Annotated in this window: 23 protein-coding genes and 1 other RNA gene; 7 read left to right on the forward strand and 17 right to left on the reverse strand. The window is 61.9% G+C overall.

All coding sequences use genetic code 11. From position 1 onward, the window contains the following. Positions 1 to 23: 23 nt before the first annotated feature. From NKI08_RS08565 to ssrS, 4 genes are all read right to left on the reverse strand, one after another. Positions 24 to 791 (reverse strand): TerC family protein, encoded by a 768-nt coding sequence (locus NKI08_RS08565; protein ID WP_352768396.1) that lies wholly within the window; start codon positions 789 to 791, stop codon positions 24 to 26. Between the two features lie 70 nt (positions 792 to 861). Then, positions 862 to 1686: a TIGR00282 family metallophosphoesterase gene (locus tag NKI08_RS08570; protein ID WP_023678036.1), complete on the reverse strand. Its 825-nt coding sequence runs from the start codon at positions 1684 to 1686 to the stop codon at positions 862 to 864. Between the two features lie 81 nt (positions 1687 to 1767). Continuing rightward, positions 1768 to 2355: a 5-formyltetrahydrofolate cyclo-ligase gene (locus NKI08_RS08575; protein ID WP_352450855.1), complete on the reverse strand. Its 588-nt coding sequence runs from the start codon at positions 2353 to 2355 to the stop codon at positions 1768 to 1770. 140 nt (positions 2356 to 2495) lie between these two features. After that, a non-coding RNA gene (gene ssrS / locus NKI08_RS08580) (6S RNA) lies at positions 2496 to 2651 on the reverse strand. A gap of 176 nt (positions 2652 to 2827) precedes the next feature. On the opposite strand from ssrS, the gene NKI08_RS08585 reads away from it, so the two are divergent. The 7 genes from NKI08_RS08585 (at position 2828) to msrB (ending at position 7437) form a co-directional block, all read left to right on the forward strand. Continuing rightward, positions 2828 to 3667: an AAA family ATPase gene (locus NKI08_RS08585; protein WP_352471229.1), complete on the forward strand. Its 840-nt coding sequence runs from the start codon at positions 2828 to 2830 to the stop codon at positions 3665 to 3667. A 117-nt stretch (positions 3668 to 3784) separates the two neighbouring features. After that, complete coding sequence (locus NKI08_RS08590) at positions 3785 to 4231, forward strand: GNAT family N-acetyltransferase (RefSeq protein WP_352768400.1); 447 nt, start codon at positions 3785 to 3787, stop codon at positions 4229 to 4231. A 61-nt stretch (positions 4232 to 4292) separates the two neighbouring features. Then, the gene (locus NKI08_RS08595) at positions 4293 to 4487 is read left to right on the forward strand and encodes a type II toxin-antitoxin system HicA family toxin (protein ID WP_126104508.1); all 195 of its coding nucleotides are present in this window, start codon (positions 4293 to 4295) and stop codon (positions 4485 to 4487) included. Positions 4488 to 4496: 9 nt separating this feature from the next. After that, the gene (locus NKI08_RS08600) at positions 4497 to 4901 is read left to right on the forward strand and encodes a type II toxin-antitoxin system HicB family antitoxin (protein WP_254816428.1); all 405 of its coding nucleotides are present in this window, start codon (positions 4497 to 4499) and stop codon (positions 4899 to 4901) included. Between the two features lie 9 nt (positions 4902 to 4910). Next, positions 4911 to 6101: a vWA domain-containing protein gene (locus NKI08_RS08605; RefSeq protein ID WP_352768403.1), complete on the forward strand. Its 1191-nt coding sequence runs from the start codon at positions 4911 to 4913 to the stop codon at positions 6099 to 6101. Further along, complete coding sequence (locus NKI08_RS08610) at positions 6102 to 6923, forward strand: MBL fold metallo-hydrolase (RefSeq protein ID WP_352768406.1); 822 nt, start codon at positions 6102 to 6104, stop codon at positions 6921 to 6923. A gap of 109 nt (positions 6924 to 7032) precedes the next feature. After that, a complete protein-coding gene (gene msrB / locus NKI08_RS08615) occupies positions 7033 to 7437 on the forward strand; it encodes a peptide-methionine (R)-S-oxide reductase MsrB (protein WP_027152870.1) in 405 nt (134 codons plus the stop codon). Positions 7438 to 7440: 3 nt separating this feature from the next. On the opposite strand, the gene NKI08_RS08620 is transcribed toward msrB, so the two are convergent. The 13 genes from NKI08_RS08620 to NKI08_RS08680 all read right to left on the reverse strand — a co-directional run bounded on the left by NKI08_RS08620 (position 7441) and on the right by NKI08_RS08680 (position 22009). Continuing rightward, positions 7441 to 7755 carry a hypothetical protein gene (locus NKI08_RS08620; RefSeq protein ID WP_023678043.1) on the reverse strand — a complete coding sequence of 105 codons (315 nt, stop codon included), beginning with the start codon at positions 7753 to 7755 and terminating at the stop codon, positions 7441 to 7443. 69 nt (positions 7756 to 7824) lie between these two features. Continuing rightward, positions 7825 to 8265 carry a hypothetical protein gene (locus NKI08_RS08625; protein ID WP_352683328.1) on the reverse strand — a complete coding sequence of 147 codons (441 nt, stop codon included), beginning with the start codon at positions 8263 to 8265 and terminating at the stop codon, positions 7825 to 7827. Positions 8266 to 8326: 61 nt separating this feature from the next. Beyond that, positions 8327 to 8587 carry a DUF2312 domain-containing protein gene (locus tag NKI08_RS08630; protein ID WP_023719653.1) on the reverse strand — a complete coding sequence of 87 codons (261 nt, stop codon included), beginning with the start codon at positions 8585 to 8587 and terminating at the stop codon, positions 8327 to 8329. A gap of 160 nt (positions 8588 to 8747) precedes the next feature. Next, positions 8748 to 12206, reverse strand: coding sequence for a pyruvate carboxylase (gene pyc, locus NKI08_RS08635; protein WP_352768410.1), 3459 nt, complete (start codon positions 12204 to 12206; stop codon positions 8748 to 8750). A gap of 191 nt (positions 12207 to 12397) precedes the next feature. Next, positions 12398 to 13516 (reverse strand): branched-chain amino acid ABC transporter substrate-binding protein, encoded by a 1119-nt coding sequence (locus NKI08_RS08640; RefSeq protein WP_352471237.1) that lies wholly within the window; start codon positions 13514 to 13516, stop codon positions 12398 to 12400. 138 nt (positions 13517 to 13654) lie between these two features. Continuing rightward, positions 13655 to 14002, reverse strand: a complete 348-nt coding sequence (locus tag NKI08_RS08645; RefSeq protein WP_352471238.1) for a DUF6867 family protein — start codon at positions 14000 to 14002, stop codon at positions 13655 to 13657. A 19-nt stretch (positions 14003 to 14021) separates the two neighbouring features. Further along, positions 14022 to 14750 carry an ABC transporter ATP-binding protein gene (locus NKI08_RS08650; RefSeq protein WP_352471239.1) on the reverse strand — a complete coding sequence of 243 codons (729 nt, stop codon included), beginning with the start codon at positions 14748 to 14750 and terminating at the stop codon, positions 14022 to 14024. After that, on the reverse strand, positions 14750 to 15916 hold the full coding sequence (locus NKI08_RS08655) for an ABC transporter ATP-binding protein (RefSeq protein ID WP_352471240.1): 1167 nt from the start codon (positions 15914 to 15916) through the stop codon (positions 14750 to 14752). The genes NKI08_RS08650 and NKI08_RS08655 overlap by 1 nt, the downstream gene beginning before the upstream one ends. Next, the gene (livM, locus tag NKI08_RS08660; protein WP_352768413.1) at positions 15916 to 17544 is read right to left on the reverse strand and encodes a high-affinity branched-chain amino acid ABC transporter permease LivM; all 1629 of its coding nucleotides are present in this window, start codon (positions 17542 to 17544) and stop codon (positions 15916 to 15918) included. Before livM ends, NKI08_RS08655 begins: the two co-directional genes overlap by 1 nt. A 4-nt stretch (positions 17545 to 17548) precedes the next feature. Continuing rightward, positions 17549 to 18451 carry a branched-chain amino acid ABC transporter permease gene (locus NKI08_RS08665; protein WP_352454929.1) on the reverse strand — a complete coding sequence of 301 codons (903 nt, stop codon included), beginning with the start codon at positions 18449 to 18451 and terminating at the stop codon, positions 17549 to 17551. Between the two features lie 335 nt (positions 18452 to 18786). Next, a complete protein-coding gene (locus NKI08_RS08670; protein WP_352683322.1) occupies positions 18787 to 19788 on the reverse strand; it encodes a 4-hydroxyproline epimerase in 1002 nt (333 codons plus the stop codon). Between the two features lie 28 nt (positions 19789 to 19816). Then, positions 19817 to 21067 carry an NAD(P)/FAD-dependent oxidoreductase gene (locus tag NKI08_RS08675; protein ID WP_352768416.1) on the reverse strand — a complete coding sequence of 417 codons (1251 nt, stop codon included), beginning with the start codon at positions 21065 to 21067 and terminating at the stop codon, positions 19817 to 19819. A gap of 48 nt (positions 21068 to 21115) precedes the next feature. Next, positions 21116 to 22009, reverse strand: a complete 894-nt coding sequence (locus NKI08_RS08680) for a dihydrodipicolinate synthase family protein (protein ID WP_352471244.1) — start codon at positions 22007 to 22009, stop codon at positions 21116 to 21118. Positions 22010 to 22056 lie beyond the last annotated feature (47 nt).

Consider the following 22056-nt stretch of genomic DNA (forward strand, 5'->3'; position numbering starts at 1 on the left):
CGCACAATTCTGTAAGAGTCAAGTCAATGCCCGCCCCCGCCCTTTGCCTTCTTCCGCCGCCGCGCCAGCATGTTGAGCCCTTCGACCAGTGCCGAAAAACCCATGGCGGCGTAGATGTAGCCTTTCGGCACGTGGTAACCCATGCCGTCGGCGATCAGCGTCATGCCGATCATCAGCAGGAAGCCGAGGGCCAGCATGACGATGCTGGGGTTCCTGGCGATGAAATCGGCCAGCGGCCCGGCCGCCAGCATCATCACGCTCACCGCCACGATCACCGCGATGTACATGATCGCGATTTCGTCGGTCATGCCGACGGCGGTGATGATCGAGTCGATCGAGAAGACGAGGTCGAGCAGCAATATCTGGAAAATCGCGCCGGCCAGCGAAAGCTGCAGCGTCTCGCCCATCATGGTGTCTTGGTGATCATCGAGATCAACCGTGTGGTGGATCTCCTTGGTCGCCTTCCAGACGAGAAACAGGCCGCCGGCGATCAGGATCAGGTCGCGCCATGAAAAGCCGTGGCCGAAGGCGGTGAATATCGGCGTCGTCAGTTGGACGATGATCGAGATGGTGGCCAGCAGGATCAGCCGCATCACCAGCGCGGCGGATATGCCGAGCCGCCGGGCGCGGGCCCGCTGCGCTACCGGCAATTTGTTGGTCAGGATCGAGATGAAGATCAGATTGTCGATGCCGAGCACGACCTCCAGCACGACCAGCGTCAGCAGCGCGATCCATGCCGTCGGGTCGGAGACAAAGGCGAAATGCGGCGCCAGGAATTCGACTAGCTGCATGGAGGTCGTCCCCTCTACGATCTAGAGCAGTTTCGCCGGCAATTGGGTACTGCAAGCGTCCATATCAATGTCACGACCAGAAGGATGGCGCCGTTTCCTCCAGCCGCGGGCCGCGGCGAAACGGCGCGATCCGTTCGGTCAGGCCGCTACGGTCGGAAATGTCGACGCCGACGCCGCACAATGTCGCCGGTCCGGTCGACGCCTCGAAGCGGCCTTTCGGCACCTTGGACAGGAACCGGTTGAGCGGCTCCTCCTTGTCCATGCCGAGCGAGGAATCGTAATCGCCGCACATGCCGGCATCGGAAATATAACCGGTGCCGCCATTGAGGATCTGGTGATCGCCGGTCGGCTGATGCGTGTGGGTGCCGACAACAAGGCTGGCACGGCCGTCGACAAAGTGGGCGAAACACATTTTTTCCGAGGTCGCCTCGGCATGGAAATCGATGACGATCGCATCGGCCTGCTCACCAAGCGGACAAGCGGCAAGTTCGCGCTCGCCGGCCTGGAACGGATCGTCGAGCTCGGGATGCATGAACACCCGGCCCATGATGTTGGCGACCAGCACGCGCGCGCCGTTCCTGGCGATGTAGACGCCTGAGCCGCGCCCCGGCGTACCCTTGGGGAAATTGGACGGACGCAGGAAGCGCTCTTCGCGCGGCGCGAAAATCAGCGCATCGCGCTGGTCCCAGACATGGTTGCCGGTGGTGACGACATCGGCGCCGGCCGAGATCGTCTCGCGAAAAATTTCCTCGGTGATGCCGAAGCCGCCGGCGGCGTTCTCGCCATTGACGATGACGAAGTCGAGTTTGAAATCCGAGATCAGGCCGGGCAGTTGTTCCCACACCGCCGTACGTCCTGTCTTGCCGACCATGTCGCCGAGGAAGAGAAGTCTCATATAAGCGTGATCCCAAACCGAAGGTCAGCGAAGCAAAAAGCTGCATGACTTTCGGAAAAGACCATGCGTCCAGGAACTTATCTACAATTTCGGCGCGAACCGGCGCAACCCGCTCTCGGTGAGTATTTCCGGAATGATCACGTCATGCGGCTCGTCCGGCACCAGGGCCACCTCCTGGCAGTCGAAGGCAATGCCGATCAGCCGCGGCTGCTGTCCCTTGTCGGCCAGCCGCGCGATCGCCCGGTCGTAATAGCCGGCGCCGTAACCGATGCGGTGGCCGCGCGCATCGAAGGCGGCAAGCGGCACCAGCATCATTTGGGGATCGAGCACCTCGGCTTCCTCATGCGGCCCGACGGTGCCGAAGCCCATGTCGATCATCGGCGCGCCGCGCACCAGTTCGCGAAAAACGATGGTGGTCTTGTTGAGGATGGCCGGCAGGCAGAGTCTTGCCCCCTTTTCGCGCAAGGCAAACATCAGCGGCCGGACGTCGACTTCCGAGCGCATCGGCCAGAAGCCTGAGACGATCTGGGCCGGCTCGACGGTGATCCGGTCGCGCGCCGTCTCGGCCATTTCGAGTGCTGCCTCCACCCGCCAGAAAGGATCGAGCGCGTCGCGGCGCCCGAGGGCTTGGTTGCGGAGAGTTTTTTTCAGGTCTTTTGGGGATGTCATGCGCCGACGTTAGAAAAGGTCAGATTTGGATGGAGTTTTACGAGCGACGTTTTGGAGGAGCGGGGCGAACTTTCGTTCGTGAGAGCACCGCACAAAGCGGCGCGACGACAAGATCCGCCAGACATTGCCTTTTCGACAGGTGACGATCCACACAACCGGTGGAGAGAGCGATCCCGGGAACCTACAAAGTAGGTGGGCGCCGTATGAGAAAACCCACGGGTCTTCCCAGGGACAGCTCCCTAGGGATCATTAAGGCCCCGGGGAAAATGTTCTCCTGCCGGGAAGCGCAGACCGTCTCCGCCAATATAGGCAGACGGCAGACCAAGCGCCAGAGAGACGACATGTTTCGAGTCTTAAATCGACGCAGAACCGCTCGACGAGGGTCGCGCCGGCAAGATCCCCGCTTTGCCAGCAGCGCCTTGCACAGCGAAGGCCGCCTCCTTAGGGTCGCGCGATGAACCCGGGAGCAAAAATGCGTTTTGAAGGCACGGCAGCCTATGTCGCCGACAAGGATCTGATGGTGGCGGTCAACGCGGCGATCGCGCTCGAGCGGCCGTTGCTGGTCAAGGGCGAGCCCGGTACCGGCAAGACCGAACTTGCCCGCCAGGTGGCGGCGGCGCTCGGCCTCGATCTGATCGAATGGCACGTCAAATCGACCACGCGGGCGCAGCAGGGCCTCTACGAATATGATGCCGTCTCGCGGCTGCGCGACAGCCAGCTCGGCGACGAGCGCTTCAACGACATCCGCAATTACATCAAGCGCGGCAAGCTGTGGGACGCCTTTGCTGCCGGCAAGAAAGTCGTGCTTCTGATCGACGAGATCGACAAGGCCGATATCGAGTTCCCCAACGATCTGTTGCAGGAACTGGATCGGATGGAGTTCTTCGTCTACGAGACCGGCGAGACCATCCGTGCCACAGTCCGGCCGATCGTCATCATCACCTCCAACAACGAAAAAGAGCTGCCGGACGCCTTCCTGCGCCGCTGCTTCTTCCACTACATCCGCTTTCCCGACGTCGAGACGCTGCACAAAATCGTCGACGTGCACTATCCCGGCATCAAGCAGAACCTGGTGCGCGCCGCACTCACGCAATTCTATGAAATCCGTGACGTGCCGGGCCTCAAGAAGAAGCCGTCGACCTCCGAGGCACTCGACTGGATCCGCCTGCTGGTCGCCGACGAGATCGCGCCCGAGGACCTGCGCGCCGACCCGAAGAACGTGCTGCCCAAGCTGCACGGCGCCTTGCTGAAGAACGAACAGGACGTGCATCTGTTCGAGCGCCTGGCCTTCATGGCGAGACGGCAGGGATGAGGGGCCGGTCGGCCGGAAGCCCACGAAGTCACCGGACAGCGCTTTCCCGGTGCTGGACCGTTGCCTCTAGCCGGGCACGGAGGCAGCTTCAGGTTGCCGACTTCAGAGGGAAACGAAATGACCGAGATCACCATCCGCCCATTGGCGCAATCTCACCACGCCGATTGGCGGCGTCTTTGGACCGCCTATCTCACCTTCTACGAAACCAAGCTGCCGGAAGAGGTTTACGCCGTCACCTGGAAGCGGCTGTTCACGGCGGGCGAGTTCGAGCCGAAAGGCTTCATCGCCACCCTCGACGGCAAGGCCGTCGGCCTGACGCACTATCTCTACCATCGCTCCTGCTGGTCGCAGATAAACAACTGCTATCTGCAGGACCTGTTCGCCGACCCCGATGTACGCGGCAAGGGCGTCGGCGCCGCCCTGATCGAAGCGGTCAAGCAGGAAGCCGGCAAGGTCGGCGTCAAGAACGTCTACTGGATGACCCACGAGACCAACGCCACCGCACGCAAGCTCTACGACCACGTGGCGCGGCGGACCGGCTTCATCGAATACGATCTGCTATGATGAAGCCAACGATTGAAATAATCACCTGTGCGCAATATATTGCGCATGATCAGGGGCGACAGTGCCGCTGATCGAGACCAACACGCGCAAGATTGTCACGAGGCTTTTACGTGACGGCTGGGTGAACGTAGGCGGCGGCAAACACGAGAAGTACGAGCATCCGGAAAGGCCGGAGATCATGATTATCGTGCCGCGGCATCGCGAACAATCTCTGGGTGTTGCGCGGTCGATCGCCCGGCTTGCTGGATGGATTTAAGGACGAATCATGACGCACTATGTCGGAATTCTTGACGGCGCAGATGAAGTCTGGGGAGTGCGGGTGCCTGATCTTCCCGGATGTCACGGCGGTGGCGCAAGTCCCGAAGAGGCGATAGCCGATGCGACTTCTGCCGTTCGCGAATGGGCAGAGACACGAATGGCGAAGAACTTGCCCTTGCCCGCGGCGCGCACTGTGGCAGATCTGCTCCGACTGGGCGAAGTCGATAGCGCTGCCGGTGAATCCGCCGTGATGATCCCTGTGCTGATCGATTCCGGACGGCCTGTCCGGGCCAATCTGTCGCTCGACGCAGGTCTTTTGGCAGCAATCGACGAAGAAGCGGGTCGGCGTGGTCTGACGCGTTCCGCCTTTATCGCCAGCGCCGCACGGGAGAAGATCGAGGGACACAGATAAAGTCGGACCATGTTCATCCCCTTCTTCCTCGAACTGAAGGCAGCGCGGGTTCCGGTCTCGCTCCGCGAATATCTGTCGCTGCTGGAGGGGCTGGAGGCCGGGCTGGTCGACTATGATGTCGAGGGCTTTTACTATCTCGCCCGCGCCGCTCTGGTGAAGGACGAGCGCCACATCGACCGCTTCGACCAGGTCTTTTCGCACATCTTCAAAGGTGTCGAGGCGCTGGCTGGCGAAAAGCCGGTCGATGTCGCAAACATCCCGGAGGAATGGCTGCGGAGGCTCGCCGAAAAGCACCTGACCGACGAGGAGAAAAAGCTGATCGAGGCGCTGGGCGGCTTCGGAAAGCTGATGGAGACGCTGAAGAAGCGGTTGGAGGAGCAAAACGGCCGGCATCAGGGCGGTTCGAAATGGATCGGCACCGGCGGCACCTCGCCCTTCGGCGCCTATGGCTACAATCCCGAAGGCGTGCGCATCGGCCAGCACGAAAGCCGCAACCGCCGCGCGGTAAAAGTCTGGGACAAACGCGAGTTCAGGAATTTCGATGACGCCGTCGAACTCGGCACCCGCAACATCAAGGTCGCGCTGAAGCGCTTGCGCCGCTGGGTGCGCGAAGGCGCCGAACAGGAATTCGACCTGCCCGGCACCATCCACGCCACCGCCGAGCACGGTTATCTTGACGTTAAGACACAACCCGAACGTCGCAATGCCGTGAAGCTGCTGATGTTCTTCGATGTCGGCGGCTCGATGGACGACCATGTCAGGAGTGTCGAGGAGCTGTTTTCGGCCGCCCGCGCCGAGTTCCGCCAGCTCGAATATTTCTATTTCCACAACTGCCTCTACGAGGGCGTGTGGAAGGACAATCGCCGCCGCCATGCCGAGGTGATTCCGACCTTCGATCTCCTCCATAAATATGGCCCCGACTACAAGGTGATCGTCGTCGGCGACGCCTCGATGAGCCCCTATGAGATCGCTCAACCCGGCGGCTCGGTCGAGCATTGGAACAAGGAGGCCGGCGCCGTCTGGCTCGGCAGGCTGCTGCAGCAATGGCCGAACGCCATTTGGCTCAATCCGGAAGACGCGAAGAACTGGGGTTTTACCCATTCGATTGCCATGATCCGCGATATTTTTGGCGGCCGCATGTTTCCGCTGACGCTCGCCGGCCTCGAAGCCGCGACGAAGCAACTTTCAAGGAAGCACTGAATGGATCCACGCAAAACAGGACGGTCGACCTGTTTCCTTTGCCTGCAATGCGGTGTCCAGTTCGCGGCGACAGCGACGCCGCCGCGACATTGCCCGATCTGCGAGGACGAGCGGCAATATGTGCGCTGGGAAGGTCAGGCCTGGACCACGCCGGAAGAGCTCGCCGCCGGCCATCGGGTCGTGATCAAGGATGATGCCGGCGTGCTCGCCTTCGGCATCGAGCCACGCTTCGCTATCGGCCAGCGCGCATTGCTGGCGCAAACGCCGCACGGCAATGTGCTGTGGGACTGCATCTCGATGGTCAGCGACGAGGCGGTGGCCGAGATCAACCGCCGGGGCGGCCTGACCGCCATCGCCATTTCGCACTGCCATTATTATTCGGCAATGGTCGAATGGAGCGGGGCGTTTGGCGGCGTGCCGATTTATCTGCACGCCGATGATCGTCAGTGGATCATGCGGCCGCATCCGGCAATCATCAGTTGGGAAGGCGAGATGCGCGCCATAAACCCGTCGCTGACGCTCATCCGCTGCGGCGGCCACTTTGCCGGTGGCCAGGTACTGCACTGGAAGCGCGACCGCGGCAATGCCATCCTGGCCGGCGACATCCTGCAGGTGACGCCGACCCGCCGTCATGTCAGCTTCATGTACAGCTATCCGAACTATATCCCGCTCAACGCGACGAAAGTGCTCGGCATCAAGGCCGCGCTGGAGCCTTTCGCGTTCGACCATATCTACGGCGCATGGTGGAACCAGAACGTCATCGGAGATGCAAAGGCAGCATTTTCAGCATCGGTTGCGCGCTATCTCGCGGCCATCGCCTGAGGGATTCTTCGCAGCAGGACAGGAAATACGAGCAAACGCCGTAACAAATGCCTATTTCAGGCGAAGTTGCGAAGGCAACCCAAATAGCGACATAAGCTAAGAGGAAAAAATGGACAGCCACACCTACCCCGTTACCCGCACCGATGCCGAATGGCGCGCCCGGCTGACGCCTGAGCAATATGCGGTGATGCGCAACCACGGCACCGAGCGGCCGGGAAGCTGCGCCCTGCTGCACGAGAAGCGCGCCGGCACCTTCTCCTGCGTCGGCTGCGACCAGCCCTTGTTTGAATCCAAGCTGAAATTCGAGAGCGGCACCGGCTGGCCGAGCTTCAACGACCCAGTGCCGGGTTCGGTCGAGACCACCGTCGACCGCAGCTACGGCATGGTCCGCACCGAATGCCATTGCGCCCGCTGCGGCAGCCATCTCGGCCATGTCTTCGAGGACGGCCCGCCACCGACCGGTCTGCGCTATTGCATCAACGGCGTGGCGCTCAAATTCGAGCCGGCCGCCTGATCGTCAGGCCACAACCACCAGGATCAGCCACAACGTGGCGCCAAGAGTCATCAGCGAGGCCATGACGCCACTCGATTTTCCGGCAGTTCGCCAAACGGCAAAGGTCAGGAAGATATTGTAGGGAACCGGCGCGAAATGCACCGCCAGGACGAGCGCAAGCGGCAGCTTCAATCCTAGCAGAATGAGCGCCGCCACCGACGACGCGACGTTGATCGCTGTGCCGACAACGACCAGGTCGCGCCAGAACAGCCGATCGAGCGGCACGCCGCCGAACCAGCGTGAGCGGAAGAAAGCGGCAACGCGCGACATGATCGTCATCGATCGACCGGCTCCCTGGCTGCTCACCAGAGCAACCCTTCCACAAGGATTGCGTCTGGAAACCCTGCTTTATTCCTGACCCAGAACGTCGGCAATCGCGCGCTCGAAACGTGAGGCTTCCGTCACCAGCCAGTCGGTCATCGCCGGCCAATTGTCCTCGGCAAAACAATTCACCCGCCACATCGAATTGATGCCGAGGCCGTCGCAACTTTGTTCTGGCCTGAGCTTCAGCCTGTCTTCGATGGCCGGCTGGAACGGCTTCAACCGCGACCAGGCTTGCGTGGCACCGAACTTCTCGTTGCGGCCGAAGAAGACGCCGACATGATTGTGCGCAGGCGCGACATACATGGAAAGGACCAATGCGAAATCGGGCAGCCCACGCTGCCAGAACCACGGTCCGCGCCTCGCCAACAGAGCCCTTTCATCCGGATGCCGTTCCGCGAACAGCGTCCAGAAGCTGCGTTGGCGGAATTCAGAGGCGCGGCGGGCGCCAAAATCGAATTCGCTCATGGCTGGAATCCATGGTCAGAACCGCTTCTCCCGCGATCGTCTCCGGCGCCGAGGCCGGCCTTTACACCATGCCGAGCGCAGCCTTGTACAGATCGAGGATGGACTCCTCTTCCTGCCGCTCGGCCTGGTCCTTCTTGCGCAGCCGGATGATCGACCGCATCGCCTTGGTGTCGAATCCGGTGCCCTTGGCCTCGGCGAACACTTCCTTGATGTCGTCGGCAATCGTCTTCTTCTCTTCCTCGAGCCGCTCGATTCGTTCGATGAAGGCGCGCAGCTGGCCGGCGGCAACAGTCTGGCTGGTCTCGGTGATGTCGTCGGCCATATTCTTCTCTCCGCGTCGTTTCTCGCCGCGACTCGGGGTGACCCGAGCGGCGAATTGCAGCGGTTCGATGCCCGACCGGGCGCGGCGGGTCAAGGTACTATCGATGCGGCATGAAGGGCTGCTGCCAGGCGCCGACAAGTCTCTCTGATGCCGGCCTGTTTCACCCGAACGCGATCAGCAGATCCTTGGCATCGATCTGGTCGCCGGCCTTGACCAGCACCTCGGCTATGGTGCCGTCGCGTTCGGCATGCAACGCCGTTTCCATCTTCATCGCTTCGATCGACAGCAGCACGTCGCCGGCCTTCACCGCCTGGCCGGCAGCGACCGCAAGCGCCGAGACGACGCCAGGCATCGGCGCGCCGACATGCGCCTCATTGCCCGGCTCCGCCTTGCGCCGTGCCTTGGCAGCGGACGCGCCATGGGCCCGGTCCGGCACCTTCACCCGGCGCGGCTGCCCGTTGAGCTCGAAGAACACGGTGACCATGCCCTTTTCGTCGACATCGCCGATGGCAAGGCAGCGCACCACCAGCGTCTTGCCTTTTTCGATGTCGACGAAAATCTCGTCTTCCGGCTTCATGCCGTAGAAATAGGTCGGCGTCGGCAGCACGCTGACCGGCCCGTAGGTCTCCTGCGCGGCGGCAAAATCGGAAAACACCTTCGGATACATCAGCCACGACGCGAACTCGAACCCGCTGAGCTTGCGCTCGAGCTTTTCCTCGACCTCCGCGCGACTGGCCTTGAGGTCCGCCGGTTTGAGCAGCGAACCCGGCCGCACCGTGATCGGCTTTTCGCCCTTCAGCACCTTCTTCTGCAATGGCTTTGGCCAGCCGCCCGGCGACTGGCCGAGATCGCCGCGCAACATCGACACCACCGAATCCGGGAAGGCGATGTCCCTCGCCGGATTCTCGACGTCGGCGACGGTCAGGTCCTGGCTCACCATCATCAGCGCCATGTCGCCGACGACCTTGGACGACGGCGTCACCTTGACGATGTCGCCGAACATCAGATTGACGTCGTGATAGGTCTGCGCCACTTCGTGCCAGCGTGTCTCCAGCCCGAGCGAGCGCGCCTGTTCCTTGAGGTTGGTGAACTGACCGCCCGGCATTTCGTGCAGATAGACCTCCGATGCCGGCCCCTTCAGGTCGCTTTCGAAGGCTGAATACTGGTTGCGCACCGCCTCCCAGTAGAACGAGATGTTCCTGATCCACTGCGGGTCGAGGCCCGGATCGCGCTCGGTGCCCTTCAGCGCCTCCACGATCGAACCCAGGCACGGCTGCGAGGTGTTGCCCGATAGCGAATCCATCGCCGCGTCGATGGCGTCGACGCCGCTCTCCACCGCCGCCAGCACGGTTGCCGCCGACAGGCCGGATGTGTCGTGGGTGTGGAAGTGGATCGGCAGGTCCGTCGCCTCGCGCAGTGCCTTGAACAGCGCGCGGGCAGCGCTCGGCTTTAGAAGCCCAGCCATGTCCTTGACGGCGATGATGTGGGCGCCTGCCGCCTGCAATTCCCTGGCCAGGCCGACATAGTATTTCAGATCGTATTTCGCCCGCGCCGGATCGAGTATGTCGCCGGTATAACAGATCGCCGCTTCGATCAGTCTGCCCTCGGCGCCGACCGCATCCATGGCCACGCGCATGTTCTCGACCCAGTTCAGGCAGTCGAAGACCCGGAACAGGTCGATGCCGCCGGCAGCGGCCTGGCGGACGAAATGCTGGACGACATTGTCGGGATAGTTGGTATAGCCGACGCCGTTGGCACCGCGCAGGAGCATCTGCAGCAGAAGGTTGGGTGCTGCCTCGCGCACCAGCGACAGCCGCTCCCATGGGTCTTCGGTGAGAAAGCGCATGGCGACGTCGAATGTGGCGCCGCCCCAGCATTCGAGCGACAAAAGCTGCGGCAGAGCACGCGCATAGGTGCCGGCAATTCCGGCAATGTCATAGGTGCGCACACGCGTCGCGAGCAAGGATTGATGCCCGTCGCGCATTGTCGTGTCGGTGACCAGCACCTCTTTTTGCTCGCGCATCCACGCGGCGAATTTCTCCGGCCCGAGCACGTCGAGCTTCTGCTTGCTGCCTTGAGGCACATTGCCGTTGAGATATGGCACTACCGGTGGCGCCGCATCGGCCTTTGGCTGCGGCCGGCCGCGCGTCTCGGGATGACCATTGACCGAAACGTCGGCAAGGTAGTTGAGCAGCTTGGTCGCGCGGTCCTGCCGCTTCACACTGGCGAACAGTTCCGGCGTCGTGTCGATGAACTTGGTGGTGTAGGAATTGTCGGCGAAGCTCGGGTGATTGATGATCGCCTCGAGGAACGTGAGGTTGGTCGCCACGCCGCGGATGCGGAATTCGCGCAGCGCCCGGTTCATGCGGGCGATGGTCTCGGCCGGCGTCGGCGCCCACGCCGTTACCTTTTCCAGCAGCGGATCGTAGAAGCGGGTGATGACCGCGCCCGAATAGGCGGTGCCGCCATCAAGGCGGATACCGAAGCCGGTGGCACCGCGATAGGCGGTGATGCGGCCATAGTCGGGGATGAAATTATGCTCGGGATCTTCCGTGGTGATGCGGCACTGCAGCGCGTGGCCGTTGAGCCTGATGTCCTTCTGCGCCGGAACGCCCGATTCCGCCGTGCCGATGGCAAAGCCGTCGAGGATATGGATCTGCGCCTTGACGATGTCGATGCCGGTCACCTGTTCGGTGACCGTGTGCTCGACCTGGATACGCGGATTGACCTCGATGAAGTAGAATTTTCCGGTATCGGCATCCTGCAGGAACTCGACCGTGCCGGCGCCGATATAGCTGGTTTCGCGCGCGATCCTCAGCGCGTAGCCGCAAAGCTCCTCGCGCTGTGACATTTCGAGGTAGGGCGCCGGCGCCCGCTCGACCACTTTCTGGTTGCGGCGCTGGATCGAACAATCGCGCTCGAACAGGTGCACGGCGTTGCCATGAGTGTCGCCCAGCACCTGCACCTCGACATGGCGTGCGCGCTCGATCAGCTTTTCGAGATAGACCTCGTCCTTGCCGAAAGCCGCCTTCGCCTCACGCTTGCCTTCCATGACCTCGCGCGCGAGATCGGCCTCGGAGCGGATGGCGCGCATGCCGCGGCCGCCGCCGCCCCAGGATGCCTTGAGCATCACCGGGTAGCCGATCGTCTTGGCGAGTTCCTTTACCGCCTCCATGTCGTCCGGCAAGGGATCGGTGGCGGGAATTACCGGCACGCCGACTTCGATCGCGAGGTTGCGAGCGGCGACCTTGTTGCCTAGCCTGCGCATCGTATCCGGCTTTGGCCCGATGAAGATGATGCCGGCCGTGGCGCAGGCCTCGGCGAATTCCGGGCTTTCCGACAGCAGGCCGTAGCCTGGATGGATGGCATCGGCGCCCGATAGCCTGGCGACGCGGATAACCTCCTCGATCGACAGATAGCTTTCTATCGGCCCCATGTCCCTGGCCAAATGCGGCCCGCGCCCGACCTGGTAGCTTTCGTCGGCCTTGAAGCGATGCAGGGAGTATTTGTCCTCCTCTGCCCAGATCGCCACGGTTTTGAGGCCGAGCTCATTGGCCGCGCGGAAGACGCGGATGGCTATTTCGGAGCGGTTGGCGACAAGGATCTTCGAGATTGCCAAGGACAGGGCTCCGGACGCGGGAAAGGGAACTGCCGGACATGATTAGCGCGAAAATGCTGCAGTGCAAACAAAAATGGAGACGTCGGCTAAACCGATTTAAATCCTTGCGCCTATGCGATGAAGCAAAAGACAAATGAAAAATGCCCGGCGCGAGGCGCCGGGCATTTTTTGGGCTGCAGGCGTTTGCCGGCTTATTGTTCGAAGTAGGTGTACTTGCCGTCGTCACCCTTCTTCCAAGTGTAGATGACGTAGTCGGGACGGGTGATGTCGCCCTTTGCGTCATAGCCGATGTCGCCGATGGCGGTCTTCCACGGGCCACTCTTCTTGATCTCTTCCGCAACCTTCTGCGCGTCGTCGGAAGAGCCGACCTTGTTGGCGGCGGCGGCGACGATCTGCAGCGCGGCGTAGGAGTAGAGCGTATAGGCTTCAGGCTCGAAACCGGCGGCGCGGAACTTCTCCACGAGTTCCTTGGCGTTCGGGTTCTTGCGCGGATCGGGAGCGAACGTCATCAGCGTGCCGTCGACGGCATCGCCGGCGATGGAGGCCAATTCGTTCGACACGATGCCGTCGCCGGACATGAACTGGGCCTTGAGACCCTGATCGGCGAGCTGGCGCATAATCAGGCCGGCCTCGGTGTGCAGGCCGCCATAGTAGACGACGTTGACGCCGGCATCCTTCATCTTGGCGATCAACGCCGAGAAGTCCTTGTCGCCGACATTGATGCCCTCATACATGGCTTCGGTCACGCCATCAGCATTGAGTGCCTTCTTGGTTTCGTCGGCGAGACCCTGGCCGTAAGGCGTCTTGTCGTGGACGACGGCGATCTTGCCGTCCTTAAAGTGCGCGGCGAGGTAGTCGCCGGCAACCTTGCCCTGCTGATCGTCGCGTCCGCAGGTACGGAACGTGTTCCACAGGCCCCGCTCGGTCAGCTTCGGGTTGGTCGCGGAAGGCGTGATGACGAGAATGCCGTTCTCGGCATAGACCTCTGACGCCGGAATGGTGACGCCCGAATTGAAGTGGCCGACGACATATTTGACGCCATCGGCGACAAACTTGTTGGCGACCGAGATGCCCTGCTTCGGATCCGACACGTCGTCGCCGACCTCGATCTTGATCTGCTCGCCGTTAATGCCGCCAGCCGCGTTGATATCGGCGGCAGCCTGTTCGGCGCCCTTCTGCAACTGCGCGCCGAATGCTGCGTTCGGGCCAGTGATCGGACCGGCAACGCCGATCAGGATGTCAGCCCACGCGCTGCCGCTGAACGCGACAAGCGCGGTCAGGGCGACGGCGGACAAAAGTGACTTTTTCATTGAAACGCTCCCATTTACCGAGTGGGCGTGGATGTTGCTTTCATGCGATGCCCACTCTTGCTCGCAGAAAGAGTACTTTGCCGATTTTCAGGCACTTGTCACGCCGATTCATCCCTGAAGCGCCGTTAATGATAAATGTCAACCTTTTGGTTTCCAGCTCAAAAGAGAGGCTCTTTCGTAAAGCCAATTATACTGCGTTACCATCTGGTTGGTGCGCGTGTATTGGTAGCCAATGAAGCCCAATATCATCAGCACGATGGTGTCGACCACGTAGTAATGCAGCGAAAACATCGTTCCGCCGAACAGCGCATGATGGATGAATCTTACGCCGATGCCGAGCCCCAGCATGTAGGCGAACAACTGGGCGAAGCTGCGCCACGTCTGCGCACATGCCTTGCCCGTCATCCACGCCGCCCAGCCGCCGAGCAGGCAGGTGACGAAGAAGAACTGCCAGATCGAGGGTTCCTCATAGACAATGCCCTGCATGATTGATGTCTCCTGAAACTCAGTGATGGCCGCCTTCGAGATAGGCGGCGCGCACCTCCGGATTGGCGAGCAACTCCTTGCCGGTGCCGCTCATCGTCACGTTGCCGTTGACCATGACATAGCCGCGCGTGGCGAGCTTCAGAGCGCCGAAGGCGTTTTGCTCGACCAGGAACACGGTCAGTCCCTGCGTGCGGTTCAGCTCCCGGATAGCGTCGAATATCTGCTTGACGATCAGCGGCGCCAGGCCAAGCGACGGCTCGTCGAGCAAAAGCAGCTTCGGCCGCGCCATCAGCGCGCGCCCGATCGACAGCATCTGCTGCTCGCCGCCGGACAGCGTGCCACCACGCTGGGCAATGCGTTCCTTCAGGCGTGGAAACAGCGTGAACACCTTCTCGACGTCCTCGTCATAATGCTCGAGGTTGTCGAGGCTGGCGCCCATTTGCAGGTTTTCCATCACCGTCATGCGCGGGAAAATGCGGCGCCCTTCCGGCGACTGGGCGATGCGCATGCGCGCGATCTCGTGGGTCGGCATCTGGGTGATGTCGGTACCGGCGAATGTGATGGTACCCGCGCGGGCGCGGGGAGCACCGAAGATGGTCATCATCAGCGTCGACTTGCCGGCGCCGTTGGCACCGATCAGCGCTACGATCTCACCTTGCTTGACCGTGACATCGACGCCGTTCAGCGCCCTGATGTTGCCGTAGTAGGTCTGGACGCCCTTGATATCGAGCAGCGTTGTGCCGGCCATTATTTCCGCCCCCCACGCCGATTAGAGGTGCCGGGAGTTTTTGACTTCACCGGAGCCTTGGAGGCCGGCTTTGCAGTGGAAGATTTTGCGGCAGAAGATTTCGCGGCCGATTTGGCTTTGGCCGGCGATCCGGACTTTGCCGCGGCACTCGACCTTGCATCGATCTGCCCGGCTTTCGAAGCGCCCTTTGACACGGTGACGCGTTCGCCCTCGCTGTGGCCAACCGTGTCGACAACCGGTCCGGCGAGATACGAAGACGATGTGCCTGGGCCGTGGGCCGCATCCGGACCCGTATCCAATTGCTCGATGACGTCTTCGTCGCCGACTTCGGTCAGCACCGTCTCGACGTCCTCGTCTTCGACGCCGAGGTAGGCAGCGATGACGCGCGGGTCGGTCCGCACCGATTGCGGGTTGCCGTCGGAGATCTTGCGCCCGTATTCGAGCACGACGACATGGTCTGAAATCTGCATAACCACCGCCATATCGTGTTCGATCAAAAGGATCGACGTGCCGGTGTTGTCCTTGATGTCCATCAGCAGTGCATTGAGCGCCGCCGATTCCTTCGGATTAAGGCCGGCGGCCGGCTCGTCGAGGCACAGAAGCTCAGGGCCGGTGCACATGGCGCGAGCAATTTCGAGCCGTCGCTGCGCGCCATAGGGCAGATCGCCGGCAGGATCGTCGGCGCGGTCGACGAGATCGGCCTTTTCCAGCCAGTGCTCGGCCAGTTCAACCGATTCCGCCGAAGCCTGTCTGTATCCGCTATAACCGAACAGGCCGAGAATGGTATAGCCGGACGCCTTCATCAGCTTGTTGTGCTGGGCCACCAGCAGGTTCTCCAGCAGCGTCATGCCCGAGAACAGGCGGATGTTCTGGAAGGTGCGCGCCACCTTGGCTCGCGCCGGGATTTCATGGTTCGGCAAACGTTCGAGCAGGAAGGTCGAGCCGTCGCGCCGATTGAGCGTGATCATGCCTTCCGACGGTTTGTAGAAACCGGTGATGCAATTGAACACGGTGGTCTTGCCGGCGCCGTTGGGACCGATCAGCGCGGTGATCTCGCCGCGTTTGGCCTGGAACGACAGGTCGCCGATGGCGACGAGACCGCCGAACTTCATCGACAAATGATCGACCTGCAGGATGGCATCGTTCACGGAGGGGCTCGCGTTCATCAGCCGTGTCCCTCCTTGGTGAAGGACCCCGACACCGCCCTGCGCACCTTGAGGAAGGCTGTCGGCTCGCGGCTGCCGACGAAGCCGCGCGGCTTCCACAGCATGACGATGACCATGGCCATGCCGAACAACAGCATGCGATAAAGCTCCGGCGTGAAGTCGGGGCCGAACCCGGGTATAACCTTGATGTTGCCCCAACTCAGGCCGGTCTTGAGGAAATCCAGTTCGCGCAGGATTTCGGTGCCGCCGATCATCACCATCGCGGCGACGGCAATGCCGACCAGCGAGCCCATGCCGCCAAGCACGACGATGGCAAGGATGATCGCGGATTCCAGGAAGACGAAGGATTCCGGGCTGACGAAGCCTTGCCGCGCGGCAAAGAACGAGCCGGCGAAGCCGCCAAACATCGCGCCCGTGGCAAAGGCCGTGAGCTTGGTGGTGGTGGTGTTGATACCGAGCGAGCGGCAGGCGATCTCGTCCTCGCGCAGCGCTTCCCAGGCGCGGCCGACCGGCAGACGCCTGAGCCTCACGGTGACGAAGGCCGTCAGCAGACAGAGCCCAAGGATCAAATAGTAGAGGAATATCTTGTAGTAGGCACCCGATTGGGCGATGCCGAGCACCTTCGAGATGTAGTTCGGATCGGAGACGTTGAACGACATCAGGCCGAAGAAAGACACCTTCGGGATGCCGGAAACGCCGGCCGAGCCGTTGGTCACCTCGCGCCAGTTGATGATCACCAGCCTTATGATTTCGCCGAAGGCGAGCGTCACGATCGCCAGATAGTCACCGCGCAGGCGCAGCACCGGGAAGCCGAGCATCACGCCCCAGAACGCAGCCATCAGGCCAGCGGCGGGCAGCAGGATCCAGAAGGAGAGGCCGAAATGCGTGCCGAGCAGCGCATAGGCGTAGGCACCGACGGCGTAGAAGGCGACATAGCCGAGATCGAGCAAGCCGGCCAAGCCGATAACGATATTCAGCCCCCAAGCCAGCATCACGTAGATCAGGATCTGGATGCCGTAATTGTCGACATATTTCAGCGAGCCCTGGAAACCGGCGGCCATCGACCCGGCATATAGAGCCAGCACCAACACCACGATAATCGGGTAGAGCGCCAGTGCGGTTATGCCCAATGCCGAGAAATGAGCGTGAATGAAGGCCCGGAACCGATATATCAGCCAAGCCAGCGCATAGATGATTGCGAGCGCCCGCAGGAACCGCACAAAATCGGAAAGTTCCGGCCCTAAGGCCTCGGTCAGAAAGCCGCTGAGCGCGAGCAGAATAACGGCGACGGCGAGCGCCACGATGAACGCGGGAAGGCGGAAGAATCGCGAAGCCAGGCTGACCGGCAGCAGGCCGGTGGCGACGTCGACGATCTTCTGGTTCGCCAGGAAGGGCTGGCCATAGGCGACATAGAGGAAGCGTCCTGCCATGGTGGCGATCACGACGCCGGCGAGCAAGCCCCAGCGTTGCACCAGGATCAGTTCGTTGGAGATATTCTGGTCGGTTTTCAGGCCGATGAACAGCACGAACAGGCCAAGCGAGATGGCGCCGGCATAGAGCGCTTCGCGAAAAGCGCGCTGGACCGGGGTGGCGACGACGGTGCTTTCCGGAGACACGGTAACCGCCATGATCTCAGACCTTTTCGACTTCTGGCCGGCCGAGAATGCCGGAAGGCAGGAAGATCAGCACGATCGCCAGGATGGAGAAGGCGGCGACGTCCTTGTAGTCGATCGAGAAATAAGCCGACCACATGCTTTCGATGAAGCCAATCATCAGCCCGCCGAGCACGGCGCCGGGCAGTGAGCCGATGCCGCCGAGCACCGCGGCAGTAAACGCCTTCACACCGGGCGTAAAGCCGTCGGAAAACACCACAACGCCGTAATACATCAGGAACAACGTGCCGGCGACGGCGGCAAGGGCGGCGCCCATGATGAAGGTGATCGAGATGGTGCGATCGACGTCGACGCCGAGCAGTGCGGCCATCTTGCGATCCTGCTCGCAGGCGCGCTGTGCCCGGCCGAGCGAGGTCTTGTTGACCAGGTACCAGAACAGCGCCAGCAGGACTATGGTGACCAGGACGATGATGATCTGCTTCAGCGAGACGCTGATGCCTTCGATGTTGTAGACCTTGGACACCATTGGCGGGACCGGCTTGTTGCGCGGCCCTTGCGTCACCTGGACGAAATTGGACAGCGCAATCGACATGCCAATCGCGGTGATCAGCGGCGCCAGCCGGAATGAACCGCGCAAAGGCCGGTAGGCCACCTTCTCGATCGTCCAGTTATACAGGCTGGTCAGCAGCATCGCGACGATCATCATGATCAGCAGCGCAACGACGATCGGCAGCGAATAGAACAATGCACCGAGGATAAGGAAAACGATGAGCGCGGTGAAAGCGCCGATCATGAAAATGTCGCCATGGGCGAAATTTATCATGCCGATGATGCCGTAGACCATCGTATAGCCGATCGCTATCAGCCCATAGATCGATCCCAGCGTCAGCCCGTTGATAAGCTGCTGGACAAAATACTGCATGCTGTCGTGGCTCCCCTGGAATGTCGCCCATGCAGACGCATTCCTTTTCGTATTTTCCCTAGTCGTAAAGTTTCGAGCCCGGATTGCAACGTGATTTTTCGATCATTACGCGTGTTTTCGCCGCACGTCGTCCGATTGCCCGTTTTGTTCCCGTCCGCCCCCTGGACCATCGCGGACCCTACCATTGGCCTAACGCAATGTCTTTGACGATTCAATCGCAGCATGCGACCCATTTCGAAGAAATCGCCGTCAAAATAAGTTGATGAGCGGGATCGTTGCGCCGTCGAAGGCAATCCGTTTGCGCTCTCTTTCTTTCGCTTGCGTCAGCGTTTTCTCTATTTGACGACGAAGCCGTGCGCGAACGGGTCGCGGTCGTCGATGAAGATCGTGTTCAATCCGGTCATCCGCGCCCACCCGCCGATCGACGGAATGATTGCCGGCTTGCCAGCGACGGTGACCTCTTTCTCCACCCTGCCCTTGAACAGCGACCCGATGATCGATTCGTGGACGAAGTCGTTGCCGACCCCAAGCTTGCCCTTGGCGTGAAGCTGCGCCATCCGCGCCGAGGTGCCGGTGCCGCAGGGCGAGCGGTCGATTGCCTTGTCGCCGTAGAAGACGGCGTTGCGGGCATCGGCTTGCGGGTTGGTCGGCGCCCCGGTCCACAATATGTGCGACAGCTTATCGATGCCGGGATTCTCCGGGTGGACGAAGGAATATTTCTCGTTGAGCCGCTGCCGCATCACCGGGCTCCAGGCGATCAGTTCGCCGGCCGAATGGTCGGCCATGTCGCGATAGGTTTTTTGCGGTTCGACGATGGCGTAGAAATTGCCGCCATAGGCGACATCGACGCTGATCTCGCCGAGCCCGGGGCATTCGACCGTCAGAGCCTCGGCATAGAGGAAGGAAGGCACATTGGTGATGCGCACCTCCTCGACATAGTCGCCGACTTGGCTGTACTCCGCTACGACCAAGCCCGCCGGCGTATCCAGCCTGAGCACGCCCGGTGTCTTCGGCTTGATCAGCCCATGCTCGACGGCAAAAGTTACCGTGCCGATGGTGCCGTGGCCGCACATCGGCAAGCAGCCCGAGGTTTCGATGAACAGGATGGCGATGTCGCAATCTTCACGCGTCGGCGGATAGAGGATCGAGCCGGACATCACGTCATGGCCGCGCGGCTCGAACATCAGCCCGGTGCGGATCCAGTCATATTCGGCCAGGAAATGCGCTCGCCGCTCCATCATCGTCGAGCCCTTGAGCAAAGGCCCGCCGCCGGCGACCAGCCGCACCGGATTGCCGCAGGTGTGGCCGTCTATGCAGAAGAAGGAATTCTTGGCCATGCCGGCTCCCAACTGACTGTCTTCGAACTCAAAACCGTTGCGGGCTGAACGGGCCGAGATCGAGCGATGGATTCTGCCCGAGAACGAGCTCGCGGATCAAGCGCCCGGTCACCGCGGCCTGGGTCAGGCCGAGGTGACCGTGGCCGAAACCATACACCACCGACGGCGTTTGTTGCGACCGCCCGATCACCGGCAGCGAATCCGGCAGCGACGGCCGGAACCCCATCCATTCGCGTCCATTGGCCGGATCCAGTCCCGGCAGGAATTTCTGCGCCTTTTCGAGCAGCGCTTTCGAGCGCGCATAATTGGGCGGCCTCTCAAGGCCGCCGAGTTCGACCGCGCCGCCGACGCGCAGGCCCGTCTCGAGCGGCGTGATGACGAAGCCATGCCCGGAGAAGATCAATTGCCGCTTTACGTCGAAGGCAGTCTTCGGCAACGTCGTGTTGTAGCCACGCTCGGTCTCCAGCGGGATTCCGTCGCCGAGATGTCTCGCCAGCAGATGCGACCAGGCCCCGGCAGCGATGACGACGTGCTTCGCCCGTCGCCGCGTGCCGTCGGCCGTGGTCAGGATCGCGCCGTCCTGTCCCGCCTCGACACGCTCGATCCGGGCCCTTTCGAACACGGCGCCCAACCTCTCGGCATAGGCCCACAAGGCCTTTCCAAGCAGCTTGGGATCGGCAACGGTTTTCCACCCCGGCACGAACGTTCCCTTGACGAAGCGCGGCGACAGACCGGGCTGCAGGGCTGTGAGAGCGCTCCCCTCGACATGGCTGAAGCCGATGCCGAAGCGCTGCCTTGCCGCCCAGCCGGGCAGTGAAGCCTTGAACTCGGCCTCGCTGTCGTAGAGTTCGAGCGAGCCGTCCTCATGCAGCATCGGCCGTGTGCCGGAACGGTCGAGCAAGCCCATCCATTCCGCCTCGGCGAGCTTCATCATCCCGGCCTGCGCGGCAAGGCCGCCTTCATAGCGGTCGCTTCGGCCGGCGCGCCAGAAGCGGACCAGCCAGGGCAGCAGCTTCGGCAGATACGCGGGTGGGATGCTGAGCGGGCCGAGCGGGTCGGCGAGCCATTTCGGCAACTGCTTGATCATGCCCTTGTGGGCGAGCGGCAGCACATCGGAGAAGGCAAAGGCAGCGGCATTGCCGGAACTGGTTTCCTCACAGATCCCCGTCCGATCGAAGATCGTCACGTTTCGCCCCGCCTCTGCCAGAAAGGCGGCGGCGCAGATGCCGATGATGCCGCCACCAATGATGGCGACATCGAGCGTAGCATTATCATTCATTGCCATGCGCCGCGCTGCACATCTGCAAATGCCTTCAAAGCGACTGGATCAGAATGTCGGCAGCTCTGGCCGCACCGCCAGCGCATCCCTGACGATCTTTTCGACTGCCTTGCGCCGCTCGCCCGACAATGGCTGGCGCGGCATGCGCACGCGGTCGTTGGTGTTGATCGCCAGCACTTCGGCAAGCTTGATGTTCTGCACCAGATAGGTCGAAACGTCGAGGTCGAGCAGCGGCCGGAACCAGCGGTAGATCTTCAACGCCTCCTCGCGGCGGCCCTGTCGCATCAGCTGGTAGATGGCGACGGTCTCGCGCGGGAACGCGGTGACCAGGCCCGCCACCCAGCCGATGGCGCCGACCGACAGCGCCTCGAAGGCGAGATTGTCTACGCCGGTGAACAGGTCGTAGCGGTCGCCGAGGCGGTTGATGATCTCGGTCGAGCGGCGGATGTCGTCGGAGGACTCTTTTATGGCGACGAAGCGTTGGTCCTTCGCCAACTCCTCCATCTGGTCGACGGTGACGTCGACGCGGTAGGCAAGCCGGTTGGAGTAGATCATCACCGGCAGGTCGCCGGCCGCGGCGACGGCGCTGAGTGCCGCGACCGTCTCCTCGGCATTGGTATGGTAGATCGGGCTCGGCACCACCATCAAACCGTTGGCGCCTTCCTTGGCGGCGCGGCGCGCGATCGCCGCCGCCTCGCGTGTACCGGCCTCGTTGACCGTCAACAGCACCGGTTTCTTGCCGGCGATCTTCTGCGCGGTCTTCAGCACCGCGATCTTCTCGTCGTGCGACAGCATCGGGCCTTCGCCGAGCGACCCGCAGACGATGATGCCGTCACAGCCGGCCTCCATCTGCAGCGCAAAGCAGCGCTCCATCTCGGCATGGTCGAGGCCGTCGTCCTCGGTGAATTTGGTCGTAACGGCGGGGAAGACTCCGGCCCACATGTCGATCGCTCCATCTGATATATCAGTCGTATATTTCTTAAGAAGTC

This window comes from Mesorhizobium sp. M0768, from assembly GCF_040320195.1.
Lineage (GTDB): Bacteria > Pseudomonadota > Alphaproteobacteria > Rhizobiales > Rhizobiaceae > Mesorhizobium.

Coding starts and splice junctions, on each gene's coding strand:
- NKI08_RS08565 (WP_352768396.1), bottom strand. CDS start 791: ATGCAGCTAGTCGAATTCCTGGCGCCGCATTTCGCCTTTGTCTCCGAC.
- NKI08_RS08570 (WP_023678036.1), bottom strand. CDS start 1,686: ATGAGACTTCTCTTCCTCGGCGACATGGTCGGCAAGACAGGACGTACG.
- NKI08_RS08575 (WP_352450855.1), bottom strand. CDS start 2,355: ATGACATCCCCAAAAGACCTGAAAAAAACTCTCCGCAACCAAGCCCTC.
- NKI08_RS08585 (WP_352471229.1), top strand. CDS start 2,828: ATGCGTTTTGAAGGCACGGCAGCCTATGTCGCCGACAAGGATCTGATG.
- NKI08_RS08590 (WP_352768400.1), top strand. CDS start 3,785: ATGACCGAGATCACCATCCGCCCATTGGCGCAATCTCACCACGCCGAT.
- NKI08_RS08600 (WP_254816428.1), top strand. CDS start 4,497: ATGACGCACTATGTCGGAATTCTTGACGGCGCAGATGAAGTCTGGGGA.
- NKI08_RS08605 (WP_352768403.1), top strand. CDS start 4,911: ATGTTCATCCCCTTCTTCCTCGAACTGAAGGCAGCGCGGGTTCCGGTC.
- NKI08_RS08610 (WP_352768406.1), top strand. CDS start 6,102: ATGGATCCACGCAAAACAGGACGGTCGACCTGTTTCCTTTGCCTGCAA.
- msrB (WP_027152870.1), top strand. CDS start 7,033: ATGGACAGCCACACCTACCCCGTTACCCGCACCGATGCCGAATGGCGC.
- NKI08_RS08620 (WP_023678043.1), bottom strand. CDS start 7,755: ATGACGATCATGTCGCGCGTTGCCGCTTTCTTCCGCTCACGCTGGTTC.
- NKI08_RS08625 (WP_352683328.1), bottom strand. CDS start 8,265: ATGAGCGAATTCGATTTTGGCGCCCGCCGCGCCTCTGAATTCCGCCAA.
- NKI08_RS08630 (WP_023719653.1), bottom strand. CDS start 8,587: ATGGCCGACGACATCACCGAGACCAGCCAGACTGTTGCCGCCGGCCAG.
- NKI08_RS08640 (WP_352471237.1), bottom strand. CDS start 13,516: ATGAAAAAGTCACTTTTGTCCGCCGTCGCCCTGACCGCGCTTGTCGCG.
- NKI08_RS08645 (WP_352471238.1), bottom strand. CDS start 14,002: ATGCAGGGCATTGTCTATGAGGAACCCTCGATCTGGCAGTTCTTCTTC.
- NKI08_RS08650 (WP_352471239.1), bottom strand. CDS start 14,750: ATGGCCGGCACAACGCTGCTCGATATCAAGGGCGTCCAGACCTACTAC.
- NKI08_RS08655 (WP_352471240.1), bottom strand. CDS start 15,916: ATGAACGCGAGCCCCTCCGTGAACGATGCCATCCTGCAGGTCGATCAT.
- livM (WP_352768413.1), bottom strand. CDS start 17,544: ATGGCGGTTACCGTGTCTCCGGAAAGCACCGTCGTCGCCACCCCGGTC.
- NKI08_RS08665 (WP_352454929.1), bottom strand. CDS start 18,451: ATGCAGTATTTTGTCCAGCAGCTTATCAACGGGCTGACGCTGGGATCG.
- NKI08_RS08670 (WP_352683322.1), bottom strand. CDS start 19,788: ATGGCCAAGAATTCCTTCTTCTGCATAGACGGCCACACCTGCGGCAAT.
- NKI08_RS08675 (WP_352768416.1), bottom strand. CDS start 21,067: ATGAATGATAATGCTACGCTCGATGTCGCCATCATTGGTGGCGGCATC.
- NKI08_RS08680 (WP_352471244.1), bottom strand. CDS start 22,009: ATGTGGGCCGGAGTCTTCCCCGCCGTTACGACCAAATTCACCGAGGAC.